Origin of the sequence: Streptomyces otsuchiensis (assembly GCF_004305975.1) — a bacterium.
Lineage (GTDB): Bacteria > Actinomycetota > Actinomycetes > Streptomycetales > Streptomycetaceae > Streptomyces > Streptomyces otsuchiensis.
Genome location: NZ_BHZI01000153.1, coordinates 1 through 14,776, shown reverse-complemented (window position 1 = coordinate 14,776; position 14,776 = coordinate 1). Strand labels below are relative to the sequence as shown.

15 protein-coding genes are annotated in these 14,776 nt (G+C 75.6%); 9 read left to right on the top strand and 6 right to left on the bottom strand.

Annotated elements, in window-relative coordinates; all coding sequences use genetic code 11:
* Positions 1-165 precede the first annotated feature (165 nt).
* From E0D90_RS15880 to E0D90_RS15870, 3 genes are all read left to right on the top strand, one after another.
* Positions 166-636, top strand: a complete 471-nt coding sequence (locus E0D90_RS15880) for a PPOX class F420-dependent oxidoreductase (RefSeq protein WP_103503241.1) — start codon at positions 166-168, stop codon at positions 634-636.
* Between the two features lie 106 nt (positions 637-742).
* Entirely contained in the window at positions 743-2,251 is a 1,509-nt protein-coding gene (locus E0D90_RS15875) for an AlkA N-terminal domain-containing protein (protein WP_130798905.1), read from the top strand.
* Between the two features lie 101 nt (positions 2,252-2,352).
* A complete protein-coding gene (locus tag E0D90_RS15870; protein WP_103503239.1) occupies positions 2,353-2,832 on the top strand; it encodes a methylated-DNA--[protein]-cysteine S-methyltransferase in 480 nt (159 codons plus the stop codon).
* 40 nt (positions 2,833-2,872) lie between these two features.
* On the opposite strand, the gene E0D90_RS15865 is transcribed toward E0D90_RS15870, so the two are convergent.
* The 3 genes from E0D90_RS15865 to E0D90_RS15855 form a co-directional block, all read right to left on the bottom strand.
* Positions 2,873-3,385, bottom strand: coding sequence for an SRPBCC family protein (locus E0D90_RS15865; RefSeq protein WP_130798903.1), 513 nt, complete (start codon positions 3,383-3,385; stop codon positions 2,873-2,875).
* 154 nt (positions 3,386-3,539) lie between these two features.
* Entirely contained in the window at positions 3,540-4,616 is a 1,077-nt protein-coding gene (locus tag E0D90_RS15860; RefSeq protein WP_130798901.1) for a DUF2637 domain-containing protein, read from the bottom strand.
* 169 nt (positions 4,617-4,785) lie between these two features.
* Positions 4,786-5,697, bottom strand: coding sequence for a (2Fe-2S)-binding protein (locus E0D90_RS15855; RefSeq protein WP_130798899.1), 912 nt, complete (start codon positions 5,695-5,697; stop codon positions 4,786-4,788).
* A gap of 137 nt (positions 5,698-5,834) precedes the next feature.
* On the opposite strand from E0D90_RS15855, the gene E0D90_RS15850 reads away from it, so the two are divergent.
* Positions 5,835-6,647, top strand: a complete 813-nt coding sequence (locus E0D90_RS15850; RefSeq protein WP_130798897.1) for a GntR family transcriptional regulator — start codon at positions 5,835-5,837, stop codon at positions 6,645-6,647.
* A 158-nt stretch (positions 6,648-6,805) separates the two neighbouring features.
* On the opposite strand, the gene E0D90_RS15845 is transcribed toward E0D90_RS15850, so the two are convergent.
* Positions 6,806-7,603 carry a helix-turn-helix domain-containing protein gene (locus E0D90_RS15845; RefSeq protein ID WP_130798895.1) on the bottom strand — a complete coding sequence of 266 codons (798 nt, stop codon included), beginning with the start codon at positions 7,601-7,603 and terminating at the stop codon, positions 6,806-6,808.
* Positions 7,604-7,825: 222 nt separating this feature from the next.
* Between E0D90_RS15845 and E0D90_RS15840 the strand changes: the two genes are divergently transcribed.
* From E0D90_RS15840 to E0D90_RS15830, 4 genes are all read left to right on the top strand, one after another.
* On the top strand, positions 7,826-8,746 hold the full coding sequence (locus E0D90_RS15840) for an SDR family NAD(P)-dependent oxidoreductase (protein ID WP_130798893.1): 921 nt from the start codon (positions 7,826-7,828) through the stop codon (positions 8,744-8,746).
* A complete protein-coding gene (locus E0D90_RS26605) occupies positions 8,725-8,880 on the top strand; it encodes a hypothetical protein (protein WP_157996871.1) in 156 nt (51 codons plus the stop codon). The genes E0D90_RS15840 and E0D90_RS26605 overlap by 22 nt, the downstream gene beginning before the upstream one ends.
* A gap of 127 nt (positions 8,881-9,007) precedes the next feature.
* Entirely contained in the window at positions 9,008-9,430 is a 423-nt protein-coding gene (locus E0D90_RS15835) for a VOC family protein (RefSeq protein ID WP_130798890.1), read from the top strand.
* A gap of 41 nt (positions 9,431-9,471) precedes the next feature.
* Entirely contained in the window at positions 9,472-10,242 is a 771-nt protein-coding gene (locus E0D90_RS15830; RefSeq protein WP_130798907.1) for an SDR family NAD(P)-dependent oxidoreductase, read from the top strand.
* A 116-nt stretch (positions 10,243-10,358) separates the two neighbouring features.
* Here E0D90_RS15830 and E0D90_RS15825 read toward each other — a convergent pair whose 3' ends face one another.
* On the bottom strand, positions 10,359-11,183 hold the full coding sequence (locus E0D90_RS15825) for a tetratricopeptide repeat protein (RefSeq protein WP_130798888.1): 825 nt from the start codon (positions 11,181-11,183) through the stop codon (positions 10,359-10,361).
* A gap of 385 nt (positions 11,184-11,568) precedes the next feature.
* On the opposite strand from E0D90_RS15825, the gene E0D90_RS15820 reads away from it, so the two are divergent.
* Positions 11,569-12,660: an ABC transporter permease gene (locus E0D90_RS15820; protein ID WP_227870253.1), complete on the top strand. Its 1,092-nt coding sequence runs from the start codon at positions 11,569-11,571 to the stop codon at positions 12,658-12,660.
* Positions 12,661-12,753: 93 nt separating this feature from the next.
* On the opposite strand, the gene E0D90_RS15815 is transcribed toward E0D90_RS15820, so the two are convergent.
* Positions 12,754-14,544: a PucR family transcriptional regulator ligand-binding domain-containing protein gene (locus E0D90_RS15815; protein ID WP_130798886.1), complete on the bottom strand. Its 1,791-nt coding sequence runs from the start codon at positions 14,542-14,544 to the stop codon at positions 12,754-12,756.
* Between the last annotated feature and the right edge of the window lie 232 nt (positions 14,545-14,776).

The window sequence follows — 14,776 nt, the reverse complement described above, 5'->3', positions numbered from 1 at the left end:
GCAGAATTCGGCGATCACGGGCCGGGGCGTGGCGCCGGACACCCACCGACGGCGCCACGCCCCGGCCCGTGATCGCCGAATTCTGCTACGGACTTCTCCAGCGCCTGGTGCCCCCGCCGTCGTCCGCTCCACAGCCTTGAGGCGGACAAGCCCTAAGGTCGGGGCATGACTCCTTCGATCGCCACCAACACCCGGGTCGGCCTCGCGGAACTGCTGGAGTTCGTCCGCCCCCGGCACCGTGCCCTGCTGCTCACCCGGCGCTCCGACGGCGGCCCCCAGGGATCGCCGCTGACCTGCGGCGTCGACGACGACGGCCGGATCGTGATGTCCACCTACCCCGAGCGTGCCAAGACCCGCAACGCCCGCCGCGACCCGCGCGCCAGCGTCGTCGTGCTCTCCGACGACTGGAACGGCCCCTGGGTGCAGATCGACGGCACCGCCGAGGTGCTGGACATCCCCGAGGCGGTCGAGCCGCTGGTGGAGTACTTCCGCTGCATCTCCGGGGAGCACCCCGACTGGGACGAGTACCGGGCGGCCATGGTGCGGCAGGGCAAGTCGCTGATCCGGATCACCCCCGAGCACTGGGGACCGATCGCCACCGGTGGGTTCCCGGCGCGGCTCGCCTCCGCCGACTGAGCCACGGCGCTGCCCCGCGGCCCGCCGCCGGGCAGCGCCGTCCGGAGCCAGGGCCGTGTCCGTTTTCCGCCAGCCCGGCCCGGCGGGATGCGCCACACTCGACCGTATGACAGAGGACGACGCCAGGTACGAGGCGGTGCGCGGCCGGGACGCCCGGTTCGACGGGGTGTTCTTCACCTGCGTCACCAGCACTGGCGTGTACTGCCGCCCGAGCTGCCCGGCCACCACCCCGAAGCGGGCCAACGTCCGCTTCCACCCCTCGGCGGCCGCCGCACAGGCGGCCGGGTTCCGCGCCTGCCGCCGCTGCCGCCCCGACGCCGTCCCGGGCTCCGCCGAGTGGAACACCCGGGCCGACGCGGTCGGGCGCGCCATGCGGATGATCGGGGACGGCGTCGTCGACCGCGAAGGCGTCACCGGCCTCGCCGGGCGCCTCGGCTACAGCGAACGCCAGGTGCGTCGCCAGCTGACCGCCGAACTCGGCGCCGGCCCCGTCGCCCTGGCCCGCTCGCAGCGCGCGCACGCCGCCCGCACCCTGCTGCAGACCACCGCCATGGACATCGCCTCCGTGGCCTTCGCCGCCGGGTTCGCCAGCATCCGGCAGTTCAACGACACCATCCGGCAGGTGTACGCACGCACCCCCCGCGAACTGCGCGCCGCCGGACCGGCCGCCCCGCACGCCGACGGCGGCGGCGGGATCGCGCTGCGCCTGGCGCACCGCCCGCCGTACGCCGCCGGCCAGGTCTTCGACTTCCTCGCCCGCCGCGCGGTGCCCGGCGTCGAGGAGATCACCGGCGAACGCGGCGAGCGCGGCTACCGCCGCACGCTGCGGCTGCCGCACGGCCACGGCGTCGCGGAGGTCGGTGAGGCCGGCGGCCCCGGCTGGCTTCCCGCCCGGCTCAAGCTGTCCGACCCGCGCGACCTGACGGCCGCGGTCCACCGGGTACGGGGCCTGTTCGACCTGGACGCCGATCCCCACGCGGTCACCGAACGGCTCGCCGCCGACCCGCACCTGGGTCCCCTCGCCCTGACCAGGCCCGGCCTCCGCTCGCCCGGAGCGGCCGACGCGCACGAACTCGCAGTCCGGGCGGTCCTCGGCCAGCAGGTGACCGTCGCCGCCGCCCGCTCCCTCGCCGCGACGCTGGTCGCGGCGCACGGCGAGCCACTGCCCGAGCCGGACGGGAGCCTCACCTCCCTGTTCCCGGAGCCGGAGGCGCTGGCGGAGGCGTCCCTGGAACGGCTCGGCATGCCCGAGAGCCGCCGCGCCACGCTCCGCACCGTCGGTGCCGCGCTGGCACGCGGCGCGGTCGTCCTGGATGTCGGCGCCGACCGCGCCGAGGCGGAGCGGGCGCTGCTCGCGCTGCGCGGTATCGGCCCGTGGACCGCCGGCTACATCCGGATGCGGGCCCTGGGCGATCCCGACGTCTTCCTGCCGGGGGACGCGGGCGTCCGCCACGGGCTGGCCCGTATCGGGGCCGGTGCCGGAGCGGCCGAGGGCTGGCGGCCCTGGCGCAGCTACGCCCTGCACCACCTCTGGCAGGCGGCCTCGGCCACGCCGGTCCCGACGGACCGCGAACCCACGGGGCGACCCGCCCGCGCCGGGAGCGCGGCCCCGTGAACCGGCCCGGCCCACCCCGCCGACCAGAGCGGCCACAGCCGCCCGGCCGTCAGACCCGTCAGACTCGTCAGACCCGCTCACGCCCACCAGGAGCCATCGCCATGCTGTACACCGTCCACCCGAGCCCGGTCGGCGACCTCATGCTCGCCGGACCGCGACCGGAGGTGCTGGCCCACCTCACCCTCGCCGGCCAGAAGCACGAACCGGTGATCGGCCCGCACTGGCGCCGCGACGACCGCGCGTTCACCGGAGCCGCCGAACAGCTCGACTCCTATTTCGCGGGGGAACTCAAGGAGTTCGACCTGCGGTACGAGGTGGAGGGCACCGCGTTCCGCCGTGCGGTCTGGGACGCGCTCGACGCGGTGCCGTACGGCGCCACCGTCACCTACGGCCAGCTCGCGGTGAGCGCGGGACTCTCCCCGAAGGCCGTGCGTGCGGTGGGCGGCGCCGTCGGGCGCAACCCGGTCAGCGTGGTCCGTCCCTGTCACCGGATCGTCGGCGCCAACGGCACCCTCACGGGCTACGCGGGGGGCGTGGACCGCAAGCGCCTGCTGCTGACGCTGGAGGGCGCGCTGCTCTGACGGCCCACGGACCCGGCGCCGCCGTACCGGCGCGGTGCGGTCACGCCCCGCCCGGTGGCGCCGTCACCAGATCCTCCAGCCGGTCCATGGAGACCTGCATGCCGCTCTCCATGCCCGAGGCGATCTGGGCGTCGCGGTGCGCCGGCTCCTGATGTGCCACATCCAGCGTCAGCGTCGTCACCCCGCCGGCGTCCTCCTCGAAGCGGAGGGTGTTGACCGCCTCCGCGTCGGGCATCCCCTCGTACACCTCCGTGGTCACCAGCAGGTGTGGCGGGCGGATCTCGCGGACCCGGCGGGGGAACGCGACGTCGAACCCGCCGCTCCCGCCCTGCTCGTGGGTCACGTACCGCCAGGTGCCGCCCTCGCGGGCGTCGATCTCGCAGACCCGCCACGAGGACGAGGGGAAGCCCCACCAGCGGCGCACGGAGCCGGGAGTGGTCCACGCCCGGAACAGGGCGGCCGCCGGCGCGTCGAAGCGCCGGGTGATACGGATGCCCCGGTCGGAGGGCAGGGTGAGCACCGCGGTGCCGTGGCGGTCGTGGTGGCTGTTCATCGGACACCTCCTCCGCTCATGGTCGTCCGCTCCCACCCGGCCGGCGACCGGGGCGGCGGTCCTCACCGGCCGATCGGCGGGCGAACGCGCCGGTGCCGGGCCCGTCCCGCCTCGGCGGAACGGACCCGGCACCGGCCGGGCCACACAAGGCCCGTCAGTCGAACTGCTTCTCGATCTGCGCCAGTTTCGCTTCCAGCGTGTCCAGCTCGCGCCGTCCGCCGCCCGTCGGGGCGCTCCGCTCGGCCACCTTCGGTTCGGCGGTGGTGGCCGAGGCGGCCCGCCCGGGTGCCGAACGGGCGGCGGGCAGCTGGCCCGGTTCCCGGGCGACGCCCTCACCGGCCGCCGACGCGGCGGAGACCGCCGCGGGAGGTGCCGACCCCTGGCTCGTCGAGGCGACGGCGACCTCCATCCGCTGGGAACGCGCGCGCCCGAACATCCGGTGCTGGCGGCGCAGCGCCCGGTTCCGGGACCGCTCCAGCCGCCGCTGTTCCTTCTCGCGGCGCCGCTTGTTCTCCCGCTCGCGCCGTTCGTCCCTGACCTCCTCCACCGCTTCGTCGAGCGTGCGTACACCCTCCAGCAGCATCAGCGACCAGGCGCCGAACGTCTCACGGGGCGCCCGCATCCAGCGCACGAACCGGATCTGCGGCAGCGGACGGGGAACCAGGCCCTGCTCACGCAGCGCCGCCCGCCGTGTCTGCTTCAGCGCCCGGTCGAACAGGATGGCGGCCGACAGCGACATGCCGGCGAAGAAGTGCGGTGCGCCGGCGTGCATCTCGCCGCGCGGGGCGTGCACCCAGTTGAACCAGGCGGCGGCCCCGGCGAACAGCCACACCAGCATCCTGGAGGCGATGGACGCGTCACCGTGGCTCGCCTCGCGCACCGCGATCACGGCGCAGAACATCGCCGCGCCGTCCAGCCCGAACGGGACCAGGTACTCCCAGCCGCCGGTGAGGTTCAGGTTCTCGCGGCCGAACCCGACCAGGCCGTGGAAGGAGAGCGCGGCGGCCACTCCCGCGCAGCAGAACAGCAGGGAGTAGGAGGCGGTCGCGTAGACGCGCTCCTTGCGGCGCCGCCGCTCCTCCATGCGCTCCCAGGAGTCCTCGGCGGGGCCGTCGGCCCCGGCGCCGGAACGCTGCCGCCCGCGGGCCAGCAGCACCACGGCCGCCAGGCTCCCGCCCAGCAGGATGGCAGCCGCCAGTACCCAGTTGAACTCCACATCGGTCAGCGCCATACAGCTGCCCCTCGTCCGGCCCTCGTCGTCGCACCCCGCCGCGGTGCGCCCGCGAGCGTTTCGATCCGTGGAGAATCCTCGCGGACGCCGGGAGGCAACCACCCCGCTCAGGGAAAAGCCCCCGCGAACGAGTGGTGTCAGCGGGGGCCGGGGGCGCTATGTTCCGAATTCACGCCGGTGCGTCGGCTGTCCGTTCGACCGGCCGGGGGCGCCCCTCGCGGGCGACCCGCTCGGAGTCGGCGGTACGGGGGCAGGTCACGCACGCCGCGTCCGGGCGGAGCGTGTAGAAGAGGCAGCAGGTGACCCGGTCCCGGGTGGGCAGCCGTTCACCGCACGGCCCGGACAGCTCGCGGAATCCGGCACCGCCGGAGTACGGGGCGGTGCGCCCGGGAAGCAGCAGTTCCGCCTCCTCCCGGGCGCGCCGCTCCTCGTCCAGCAGCTTGCCCAGGTACCAGAGCCCTTCGGCCAGTTCGTCGGTGGCGGTGCCCCACATGGCGCGCGCCCGGCGCCGCATCAACGGGGCGAACGCCTCCAGCACCGGCCCCATGTGGTCGGCGACGGCGGCGCGCAGTTCGCCGCGCAGCGCCTCCTCGTCCGGCACGGGCCGCGCGCCCGGCGCGTCCACGGCCGGATCGTCCGGGAGGCAGGCGAACTCCCGTACGCGGACCGCGATCCGGCCGCTCCCACCGTGCAGCGCCACCTCGCCGGGGCCGAACCGGGGCACGCGGCGGACCAGGAAGTGCGGCATCGAGAACAGGACGGTGACCGGCCACGCGTACCGGTGGAGGGCGAATCCGGCCGCCACGTCCGTCCGCACGCGGCCACCATAGGCAGCCGTGGTCTCCTCGTGACTGCGGGTGACGAACTCGTTGAGAGCGGCGGTGTCGTTCACCAGGTCGGCGCCGGTGATCCAGCCACCCTCCGCGCGGCCTGCCCCCGGCGTCTCCTCGATGTCGATCCGCAGATGACCGAGAACATCATTGACCCGCTCGTAGGCGGGCAGCAGGGGAGAGAAGGCCCCGGAGGGCAGGGAGCCGGGCGTACCGACGGGGCCGGCGGGTGCGGCCGGGAGGAGCGTCATGGAGCCACCGCATCGTGATCGTTTCCAGGTAAGCCTTACCTTACCTCGCGGCGAGGGGCTGTGCTGACCAGGTCAAGGGGCCTACAGTGCTGCAGGTCAGGTCGGGAACACGGGGCAGACGGGACGGGCAGGCACGGATGGAACACACCCGATCGGACACGGAGCCCGGCACCCCACCGGGCGGCCGCCTCTCCGGAGCCGCGGCAGCGGTCCCCGGACAGCGGCCCAACGCACCCGCCATGCCCGCGCGGCACTCCGTGCGCGCCCAGATCCTCGCCGAACTCCGCGGCGCCCTGGCCGCCGGGGAGCTGATTCCCGGCCAGGTCTACTCCGCCCGCGCGCTCGCCGAGCGTTACGGCGTCTCCGCCACCCCGGTACGCGAGGCGATGCAGCGGCTCGCCAGCGAGGGAGCCGTCGCCGCCGTCCCCAACCGCGGCTTCCGGATCGCCGGGCTCAGCAGCCGTGACCTCGCCGAACTGGCCGAAGTACGAGCCGCGTTGGAAGTTCCCGCCGTCCTCGGCCTGGTACGGCGCCAGCGCGGCGGGCGCGCCGGGCCACTCGCGTCGCGCGGGGCCCGCTGGCCCACCGACCACCCGGACCACCCGGCGGCGGGCCGTCCCGGGTTCGCCCAGACCCCCGGCTGGGACGCGCTGCGCGACCTCGCCGACGTCTCGGTCGACGCCGCCAGCCGTGGCGACCGTCCCGGCTACGCCGAGGCCGACCTCGCCTTCCACCGGGGCCTGCTCGACCTCACCGGGAACCGGCAGCTCGCCGAGGTCGCCTCCGACCTGCTCCGCCGCACCCAGGCCCCGGCCGAGGGGCGCCCGGTGCCAGCCCCGGCCACGCTCCGGGCCGCCGCGCTCCAGCACGTCGCCCTGCTCGACGCCCTCGCCGAGGGGGAGATCACCCTTGTCGAGCGCCTGCTGCGGGACCATCTGACCCGCTGCTAGCGGTCCCGGCCGGAGAGGCGTCGGCAGTGGTCGGCGACCTTGTCGGGCACCGTCTCCGCCGGCTCGGTCCGGACGAACGGTCCGGACGAACGGTCCGGGGCGCTCGTTCCGTTCGGCGAGCCGGGACCGCGCTCGTGCCGGGAGCGCCCGGCGTTCCGTCACGTCACCTCGTGCGGGGTGTAGAGCATGACCCAGTGGTCCCTCTCGGCGTCGTGGAGCATCTCGATCTCGAAGCGTGACCACCCGCGCCGCGGATGGTGCATGTGCTTCACGGCGGACCGCCACGCGCCGACCTCGCACCGTTCCCAGTGGTCGCGGAAGCTCGCACTGACCGCCGTGAGCTCGGCCAGCAGGCTGTGGAGGTAGCCGTCGCCGGGGTACCGGCCGAGTGCCGTGCGGAGTTCGGAAGCCGCGACCCGGGCGAACAGCTCCGCGCCCTCCTCGCCGAGCAGGTCGGGCAGCGCCGGTGCCGTGAAGGCCTGGAAGGCGATGTTGCGTCCGTACCGGCCGGAGCCGCCTGCCAGCGGCCCGAGCAGTTCGGCGGCGGCCGCGTTGCAGGCCAGCAGGGTGAGGCGGCCGTCGTGAACGGTGACCGGCATCGTGTCGTCCAGGCCGCGCAGCATGCGCGTCAGCCCTGGGCGGATCACGGCGTCCGGTGCCTCGATCTGCGGGGGCGGCTCGCCGCCGAGGCGGAACAGATGGTCGCGTTCGGCGGCCGAGAGTCCGAAGGCTCGCGCCAGCGCGTGCAGGATCTCGCGTGACGGGCGCGCCGCCCTGCCCTGTTCGAGGCGGGTGTAGTACTCCACCGAGATCCCGGCGATCTCGGACAGCTCCTGGCGCCGAAGTCCCGGCACCCGCCGCCGCGATGCCCGGCGGCTGACAGCTTCAGGCGGGGCCATCGCCGCCCGCCGCCGGCGCAGGTAGTCGCCGAAGTCCGTTCGATCGCTGCTGAGCACCCGTTCATTGTGCCGTCTGCCGGGTGCCGTGCACGGCGTGCTGCCTGGCCCTGCCGGTACCAGGCTCGACGCGGTCTCCCCCCGTGCCGCGCCGTGCCGCAGATTCGTCGCGTGCGCCGAGGTCACCGGCGGCGCACCGGCCGGGGCGGCAGCTCCGTCCCGCCGCTGACGTGCCGCGTGGCCGGCGCGGCGTGCGGCTTTCCACGATCCCAGGAGTGAACGATGCCCGAAGCGAACAGAACCCTTGTCATGACCGGCGCCACCGGAGGAATCGGTTTCGAAGCGGCACGAGAGGTCCTGCGTCGCAGCCCGGAGACCCACCTGGTGGTGCTGGCGCGGGAGGCGTCCGCGCTGCGCGCCCTGCCCCGGCTGCGGGAGATCTCGCCCCATGTCACCGCCGTCCCCGCGGATCTCGCCGGAAAGGCGTCTGTCGGAACCGCCGCCGCACGGGTGGAGGACCTCCTGGAGGCGGGCGAACTCCCGCCGCTGCGAGGGATCCTCTGCAACGCCGGCGTCCACCTCTCCGACGCCCTGCACAGCAGTGAGGACGGGTACGAGCTGACCTTCGCCGTCAACGTCCTGGCGACCCACCTGCTGCTCAGGAGGCTCCACCTTCACCTGCGGGCGCCCGCGCGCGTTGTCGTCACCGTCAGCGACGCACACTTCGGCGATCTCCGGCACACCGGAGGCATCATGCCCGCGCCCCTGTGGAAGGACCCGGAGTCGCTCTTCCGGCCCGGTGCGTACCCCCGGTCCCACCGGGTCCGTTCCGGCGGACGCCGCGCCTACACGACGAGCAAGCTCGCCGCCATCCACCTGGTCCACGAGTGGGCTCGCCGCCTGCCCGGCGGGACCGACATCCTCGCCTACAACCCGAGCCTCGTCACGGGTACCGGACTCGCCCGGGAGATGGGGGGCTCCGCCCAGTTCGCGATGAGGTGGCTCGTGCCCGTCTTCGGGGCCACGCCGCTCGTCGACACCCCGCCGGCCGCCGGCCGCAAGCTCGCCGATGTCGTCCTCGGCCGCGTGAGCGCGCCGACCGGCTCGTACATCCACCGCACCAGGACCATGCGCTCATCCGCCGAGTCCTACGACGCCGACCGTGAGCGTGCGCTGTGGGAGTGGCTGGAACGGCAGACCTGACAGCCGGCCGCCGAGCCGCGATGACGGTGATCATCCTCGGCCAGCGGGCGAGCGAGCGGGTGCTGGCGCTGGCGCGGGGCGACAGCGGCGAGGTGTGGGCCGGCCCCAGGGGGCGGAGGCGACGAGAGCCGTGACAGGGCCCACGCCTGCCGCGGACGATTCTCGACGCACGTCACCGCCCCCGTCGCGGCTCCCGTGTGGACATCCGGGCGCCGGATGCCACAGGATCGCGGGACCGGTCCCGGCAGGAGAGGTCCCCACATGCCCGCACGCCCCGCGTTCCACCTGGCCGTCCCGGTCGACGACCTGGACGCCGCGCGCCGCTTCTACGGCGACGTCCTCGGACTGACGGAGGGCCGCTCCAGCGACCACTGGGTGGACTGGGACCTGATGGGCCACCAGCTGGTCACCCACCTCGCGCCCGGCGGTGCCGTCTCGGCCGGGGACAGCGAGGTCGACGGCCACGCCGTGCCCGTGCCGCACTTCGGCCTGCTGCTGGAGACGGAGGCGTTCCACGACCTCGCCGGGCGGCTGCGCGCCGCCGAGGTGGCGTTCGTCATCGAGCCCTACCGGCGGTTCGAGGGAGAGGCCGCGGAGCAGTGGACGATGTTCCTCCACGACCCCGCCGGGAACGCGCTGGAGTTCAAGGCGTTCCGCGACCCCTCCCAGGTCTTCGCCCGATGAGCCGCACGGAGGGCGCCGGCCGCCTCGACGGGGCGGGCGAGATGCCGGAGGTACGGCGGGTCCTGGTCACCGGCGCCTCGCGCGGGATCGGGCGCAGCGTCGCCCGGGCGTTCGCGGCGCGCGGTGACCGGGTGGCCGTCCACTACGCCACGCGACGCTCCGACGCCGAGGAGACGCTCCGGCTGCTGGCCGGCGACGGTCACGCGCTGGTCCCGGGTGACCTCGGCGAACCGGAGGCCGCCCCGGCGATCGTCGAGGCGGCGGTCCGGGCACTGGGCGGCGTCGACGTCCTTGTGAACAACGCGGCGCTCGCGCCCGCCCCCGGCAACCGCCATCCGGTCCAGGAGACCTCCTACGCCGACTGGCGGCTGGCCTGGCGCCGGATGACGGACGTCAATCTGCTGGGCGCGGCCGATCTCACCTACTGCGTCGCCCGTCACCTCATCGAGCGGGGCGCGCCCGGCCGCGTGGTCAACATCGGCTCGCGCGGGGCGCACCGGGGTGAGCCCGACTTCCCCGCCTACGGCGCGAGCAAGGCGGCGCTGCACGCCTTCGGGCAGTCGATGGCGCTCGCCCTGGCCCCGCACCGGATCGCGGTGACATCGGTCGCGCCGGGATTCGTGGCGACGGAGCGGCAGGCCGCCAAGGTGTCGGGCCCGGAGGGTGAGGCGCTGCGGCGGCAGAGCCCGTTCGGGCGGGTCGGCACCCCCGAGGAGGTGGCCGCCGCCGTGCTGCACCTGGCCTCGCCGGAGGCCGAGTGGAGTTCCGGCGCGGTGCTCGACCTCAACGGAGCCTCGCACCTGCGGAGCTGAGGAACTGAGAACTGAGGAACTGAGGAGCTGAGGAGCCGAGAAGCGGAAGAGCCGAGGGGCTGACGGGCCCGGGCCCGTCAGCCCCTCGGGCCCGTCCTCGTCGTTCGCTTTCCGGCTCAGCGCGAACCGGCCGCCGCCTCGGCGGCGTCCGCGCCGGCGGTGGCGCGCCCCTGACCGGGCAGTGGGCGGGGCGCCAGCCAGCGGGGTACCCCGCCCAGCAGCCGTACCAGCCGCGCCGCCTCGGCCCGCAGCCGGTGCGCCTCGGCCTCGGGCTCCACCTCGGCCAGCGCGGCCAGCGCCGGCGCCGCTCCGACCAGATAGCCGATCTCCTCGCACAGCCGCAGCGACTCGGCGAAGTGCTCCCGGGCCTGGCCCGGGTCACCGCCGAGGACGGCCAGCGAGCCGAGCTGCCGGGTCACCGAGGCGCACAGCAGCTTGTCGCCGCGTGCGGTCGCCTCCGCGAGGGCGCGGCGGTAGGACGCCTCGGCGTCCTGCGGGCTGTCGGTGAGGTGCTGGGCCATCAGTCCCCGGCGGTAGTCCAGCAGCGGCCGGTCCGGTCCGGACGGCTCCAGCAGCGCCGCCGCCCGGCCCAGGGCCGAGCGCGCCTCGTCGGTGCGGTCCCGGACGTCGAGGTGGGTGGAGGCGTAGGCGAGATGGCCGCGCTCGCAGGCGGCGATCCCGCGCTCGGCGTCGGTCAGCGGCAGCGACTCCGCGGCGCGCAGGGCCTCCTCCGCTCGGTCCCATCCCTCCGAGGTGAACAGGCACCGCTCCACGTGGAGTTCCACCTGGCGCAGCGCGGCGCCGTGGTGGTGCGGTACGAGCGGCGCCAGCAGTCCGGCGGCCTCCTCCCAGCAGCCGCGCGAACGCAGCCGCCAGACCGCCCGCGTCAGCGGGTCGCCCCCCTCGGGCCAGACCGTACGCAGAATGGCGGTATCCGCCACGTGCCCTCCCCAGGCGCTTCTTCGAGCCGATGGTGCTTGGTCACACGGTGTCGCCGTTGCATCTCAGCATGAACACGGGCGCCGGGCCAAGAGGCGCGAGTGAACGGATTCACAATCCGGTGCCCGGCGTGGTCGTCGGCACCCGCCCCGAACGGCTCAGCAGCGGGTGCGCGGCGGCGCGGCGCCGGGTTGGCTGGGTCGGGTCCGTCCCCGCACGCCGAACGGCGCGGGCGGCGAACGGAGTGACGCCGTGTCACGGCCGCCACGTGCCCGGTACCCGGTCCACGCCGGGAGCCGGCCCCGCGACGGGGCCGTGGCGCACACCGTCCGGCCCCGCCACAAGGGCCGGGCGGCCGGACGGCACGACGCGGAAGAGGTGCGGCGGATGTACTCAGCACACGGAGGCGGCGGCGGGGGAGGCGGCGGCAACGACGACGCTCCGCGCCGGGGTGGCTTCCTGCACGAGGTGCGAGAGGCGGTGACCCTCCGGGCGGCGCTGCTGGTGGCCGGTGTCCTCGTGCTCCAGCTCGGCTTCATCCTCTCCTACGTGGGCGCCTTCCACGAGCCCACGCCCCGCGACGTGCCGGTGGCGGTCGTCGCGCCCGACCCGGTCCACGAGCAACTGGTGCGGCAGCTGGACGCGCTGCCCGGCAGCCCCGTCGACCCCGGCCACGAGGCGCGGGACGAGGCGGCCGCCCGCGAGCTGATCGACCGCCGGGAGATCGACGGGGCGCTGATCGCCGACCCCTCCGGCGCCGGCGACACCCTGCTGGTCGCCTCGGGCGCCGGGTCGGCCCTGGCCCAGGCGGTCACCGAGGTGTTCGAACAGGTCGCGCGGCAGCAGGACCGCGAACTCGACGTCGAGGACGTGGCGCCCGCCGCCGCCGGCGACAGCCGCGGCCTGACCGCGTTCTACCTGGTCGTCGGCTGGTGCGTGGGCGGCTATCTGTGCGCCGCGGTCCTCGCCATCAGCCGGGGAGCCCGCCCCGCCAACACCGCGCGCGCCGTCATCCGCCTGCTGGTGCTCGCCGTCTACGCGCTGGTCGCCGGTCTCGGCGGTGCCGTGATCGCCGGGCCGGTACTCGACGCGCTGCCCGGCGGCGTGCTCGCCCTGGCCCTGGTGGGGGCGCTGGTGGTCTTCGCCACGGGAGCGACGACGCTCGCCCTGCAGGGGCTGCTCGGCGTGGTCGGCATCGGCGTGGCGATCCTGCTGGTCGTGGTGCTCGGCAACCCGAGCGCCGGGGGCGCCTACCCGGGACCGCTGCTGCCCACGTTCTGGCGTGAGATCGGGCCGGCACTGATCCCCGGCGCCGGTACCTGGCTGGTGCGCTCCGTCGCGTACTTCGACGGGCACGCCGTCACCGGGCCGTCGCTGGTCCTCGCGGCCTGGGGCGTCGCCGGCGCTGCGGTGACGGTCGTCGCCGCCGGGGTGCGCGGCGGCCGTACGGGGGAGCGTCCGGCCGCCTCCGGAGGCTGAACCGCACCGGGGCCGACGGACGGGCGGCGCGCGGCCGTCCGGTGAACGGGCCGTCCGGTGACCGGGCGGGCCGGCGACCGGGCGGGCCGGTACTCAGCCCGGGCGCATCCGCAGCGCGAGGAAGAAGTCGAACCTGTCCTCCAGCCGGGTCAGGTCGCGCCCCGTCAGCTCCTCGATGCGGCCGATCCGGTACCTGAGGGTGTTCACATGGACGTGCAGCCGCCGGGCGCACCGCGTCCAGGAGGCGTCCTCGGCGAGGAACGCCTCCAGGGTGCCCACCAACTCGGCCCGGTGCCGCCGGTCGTAGCCGTGGAGCGGGTCCAGCAGCCGAGCGGTGAAGGCCCGCCGCACGTCGTCGGGGACGAAGGGGAGCAGCAGCACGTGGGAGGACAGCTCGTCCGGGCCGGCGCCGCGCACCGGGCCGGTCCCGGCGGCCGCGGCACGCCGGGCGTGGCGCGCCTCCTCAAGCGCGCCACGCAGCCGGTCGGCGGCCGGCACGACGGCGGACAGGCCGACCGTCAGCCGCCGCCGGTCGCCGAGCACGGCGCCCAGCGCCTCACGGGCACCGTCCAGCAGGGCACCCGGCGTCAGCGCGGTGGTGGGCCTCAACGCGGCCGGTGCCGGCCCGGTGGCCGGTCCGGCGCCGCTGCCACCCGGTGGCACCGGGACCAGCGCGACCGCCTCTCCCTCTCGCCACTCGGCGACGCCGGCGGCCCACGGGCCCTCGTCCCGGAAGGCCAGCAGCTCCTCCAGCAGTACCGCCGCCTCCCGGAGGTGCGGCGCCGCCCCGTGGAGCGGGACGGACGCGGCGGGGCCGTCCGGTGGCGGCGAACCGTTTGGCTCCAGGCGCTCCAACCGTGCGCTGACCACCTGCCAGTGGTGGCCCCCGGGGTCGGCGCCCGTGACGCCCTCGGCCCGGGTGAGGTGGCGCAGCGGTGCGGCGAGGTCCCGGGCCGTCCCGCCGGCGGACCCCAGCAGTTCCACGACCTCGCGCGCGGCTCGGCGTCGCGGCGCACGGGCGGCTTCCGCCCGCAGCCGCCCGGCGCCCAGCAGCCGTGCGGCGCCGGTCAGCAGTGCCGCCCGTTCCGTCGGGTGGCCGGTGTCGGGGGTGTTCGCGGCCCCGCCGTGCGGGCCGGTGTCGCCCGGGTCGCCGACATCGCCGGCCACCAGCAGCGGCCACGGCCCGGGCCCTCCGTCGGCCGCGTCGTCGGCGGCCACGGCGGTCACCGTGTAGCGGGCGGCGCCGGCCGTCACGGGCCGCGGTGCCGGGCCGTTCCGTCCGCCGGGGGCGGGCGGCCGAGCGGCGGCGGCGATCGAGCCGAGGACGGCGTCCGGCGGCAGCGGTGTGCGGTGGGAGGCGGCGATGACCCGGCCCAGCGGGCTGAGCAGCCATGCGGGGGCGTCCAGTCCGGAGGCGAGCAGCTCCAGGACGGCGGCCGGGGCGGCCCCGGCCGGACCGTCGGCCATCAGCAGCCGGTGCCGGTCGATGACGGCGGCCAGTTCACCGGCCCGCCCGGGGGAGGTCCCCCGCGTCACATGGTCGGTGATCGACGCGAAACTGACCGACTCGGACACCGCGAACAGCGGCAGCCCGTGGGTGCGGCAGGCGGCGACCAGGTCGGCGGGTACGGGGCCGGACTCGGCCTCACCCGCCGCCAGTGCGGTCACCCGGGCGGCGGCCAGCCGGGCGACGAACGGTTCGGAGTCCCCGGGGGCGCGGCGCCAGGCGAGTCCGGTGAGCACCAGCTCTCCGCCGGAGAGGTAGCGGCAGGGGTCCCGGAGGTCGGTCGTCATGACCGCCCGGACCTCGTGGTCGAGGCGGTCCTCGCCGTGCAGCAGCCGCAGGCCGAGGGTCTCCGTGGCGAGCAGCGTACGCAGTCGCATGGGGCGCCTCGGTCTCCTCGGATGGCTGAGTGCGGTTTCCGGCGCCGGACGCGACGGGGCCGTGCGGGTCGCGGCGGCCTAAGAGGGCACCGTCTCTGTACGAAAGTACAAGAAGCGGCCCGCCGGGCGCCGCCGGCTTCGGTGGTTCGATGACTGCCGCCACGCGCCGGTGGTGGGCTCTACTGGAAGCGGCCCGTGCCGCGCCGCCCCCGGCCCGGGCCGCTTCCAGTAG

Bases quoted from the DNA above. Each gene is read 5' to 3' on its own strand.
- E0D90_RS15880 (WP_103503241.1), top strand. From the start codon at position 166: ATGACTCCTTCGATCGCCACCAACACCCGGGTCGGCCTCGCGGAACTG.
- E0D90_RS15840 (WP_130798893.1), top strand. From the start codon at position 7,826: ATGCCCGAAGCGAACAGAACCCTTGTCATGACCGGCGCCACCGGAGGA.
- E0D90_RS15835 (WP_130798890.1), top strand. From the start codon at position 9,008: ATGCCCGCACGCCCCGCGTTCCACCTGGCCGTCCCGGTCGACGACCTG.
- E0D90_RS15875 (WP_130798905.1), top strand. From the start codon at position 743: ATGACAGAGGACGACGCCAGGTACGAGGCGGTGCGCGGCCGGGACGCC.
- E0D90_RS15855 (WP_130798899.1), bottom strand. From the start codon at position 5,697: ATGACGCTCCTCCCGGCCGCACCCGCCGGCCCCGTCGGTACGCCCGGC.
- E0D90_RS15860 (WP_130798901.1), bottom strand. From the start codon at position 4,616: ATGGCGCTGACCGATGTGGAGTTCAACTGGGTACTGGCGGCTGCCATC.
- E0D90_RS15870 (WP_103503239.1), top strand. From the start codon at position 2,353: ATGCTGTACACCGTCCACCCGAGCCCGGTCGGCGACCTCATGCTCGCC.
- E0D90_RS15865 (WP_130798903.1), bottom strand. From the start codon at position 3,385: ATGAACAGCCACCACGACCGCCACGGCACCGCGGTGCTCACCCTGCCC.
- E0D90_RS15850 (WP_130798897.1), top strand. From the start codon at position 5,835: ATGGAACACACCCGATCGGACACGGAGCCCGGCACCCCACCGGGCGGC.
- E0D90_RS15830 (WP_130798907.1), top strand. From the start codon at position 9,472: ATGCCGGAGGTACGGCGGGTCCTGGTCACCGGCGCCTCGCGCGGGATC.
- E0D90_RS15815 (WP_130798886.1), bottom strand. From the start codon at position 14,544: ATGCGACTGCGTACGCTGCTCGCCACGGAGACCCTCGGCCTGCGGCTG.
- E0D90_RS15820 (WP_227870253.1), top strand. From the start codon at position 11,569: ATGTACTCAGCACACGGAGGCGGCGGCGGGGGAGGCGGCGGCAACGAC.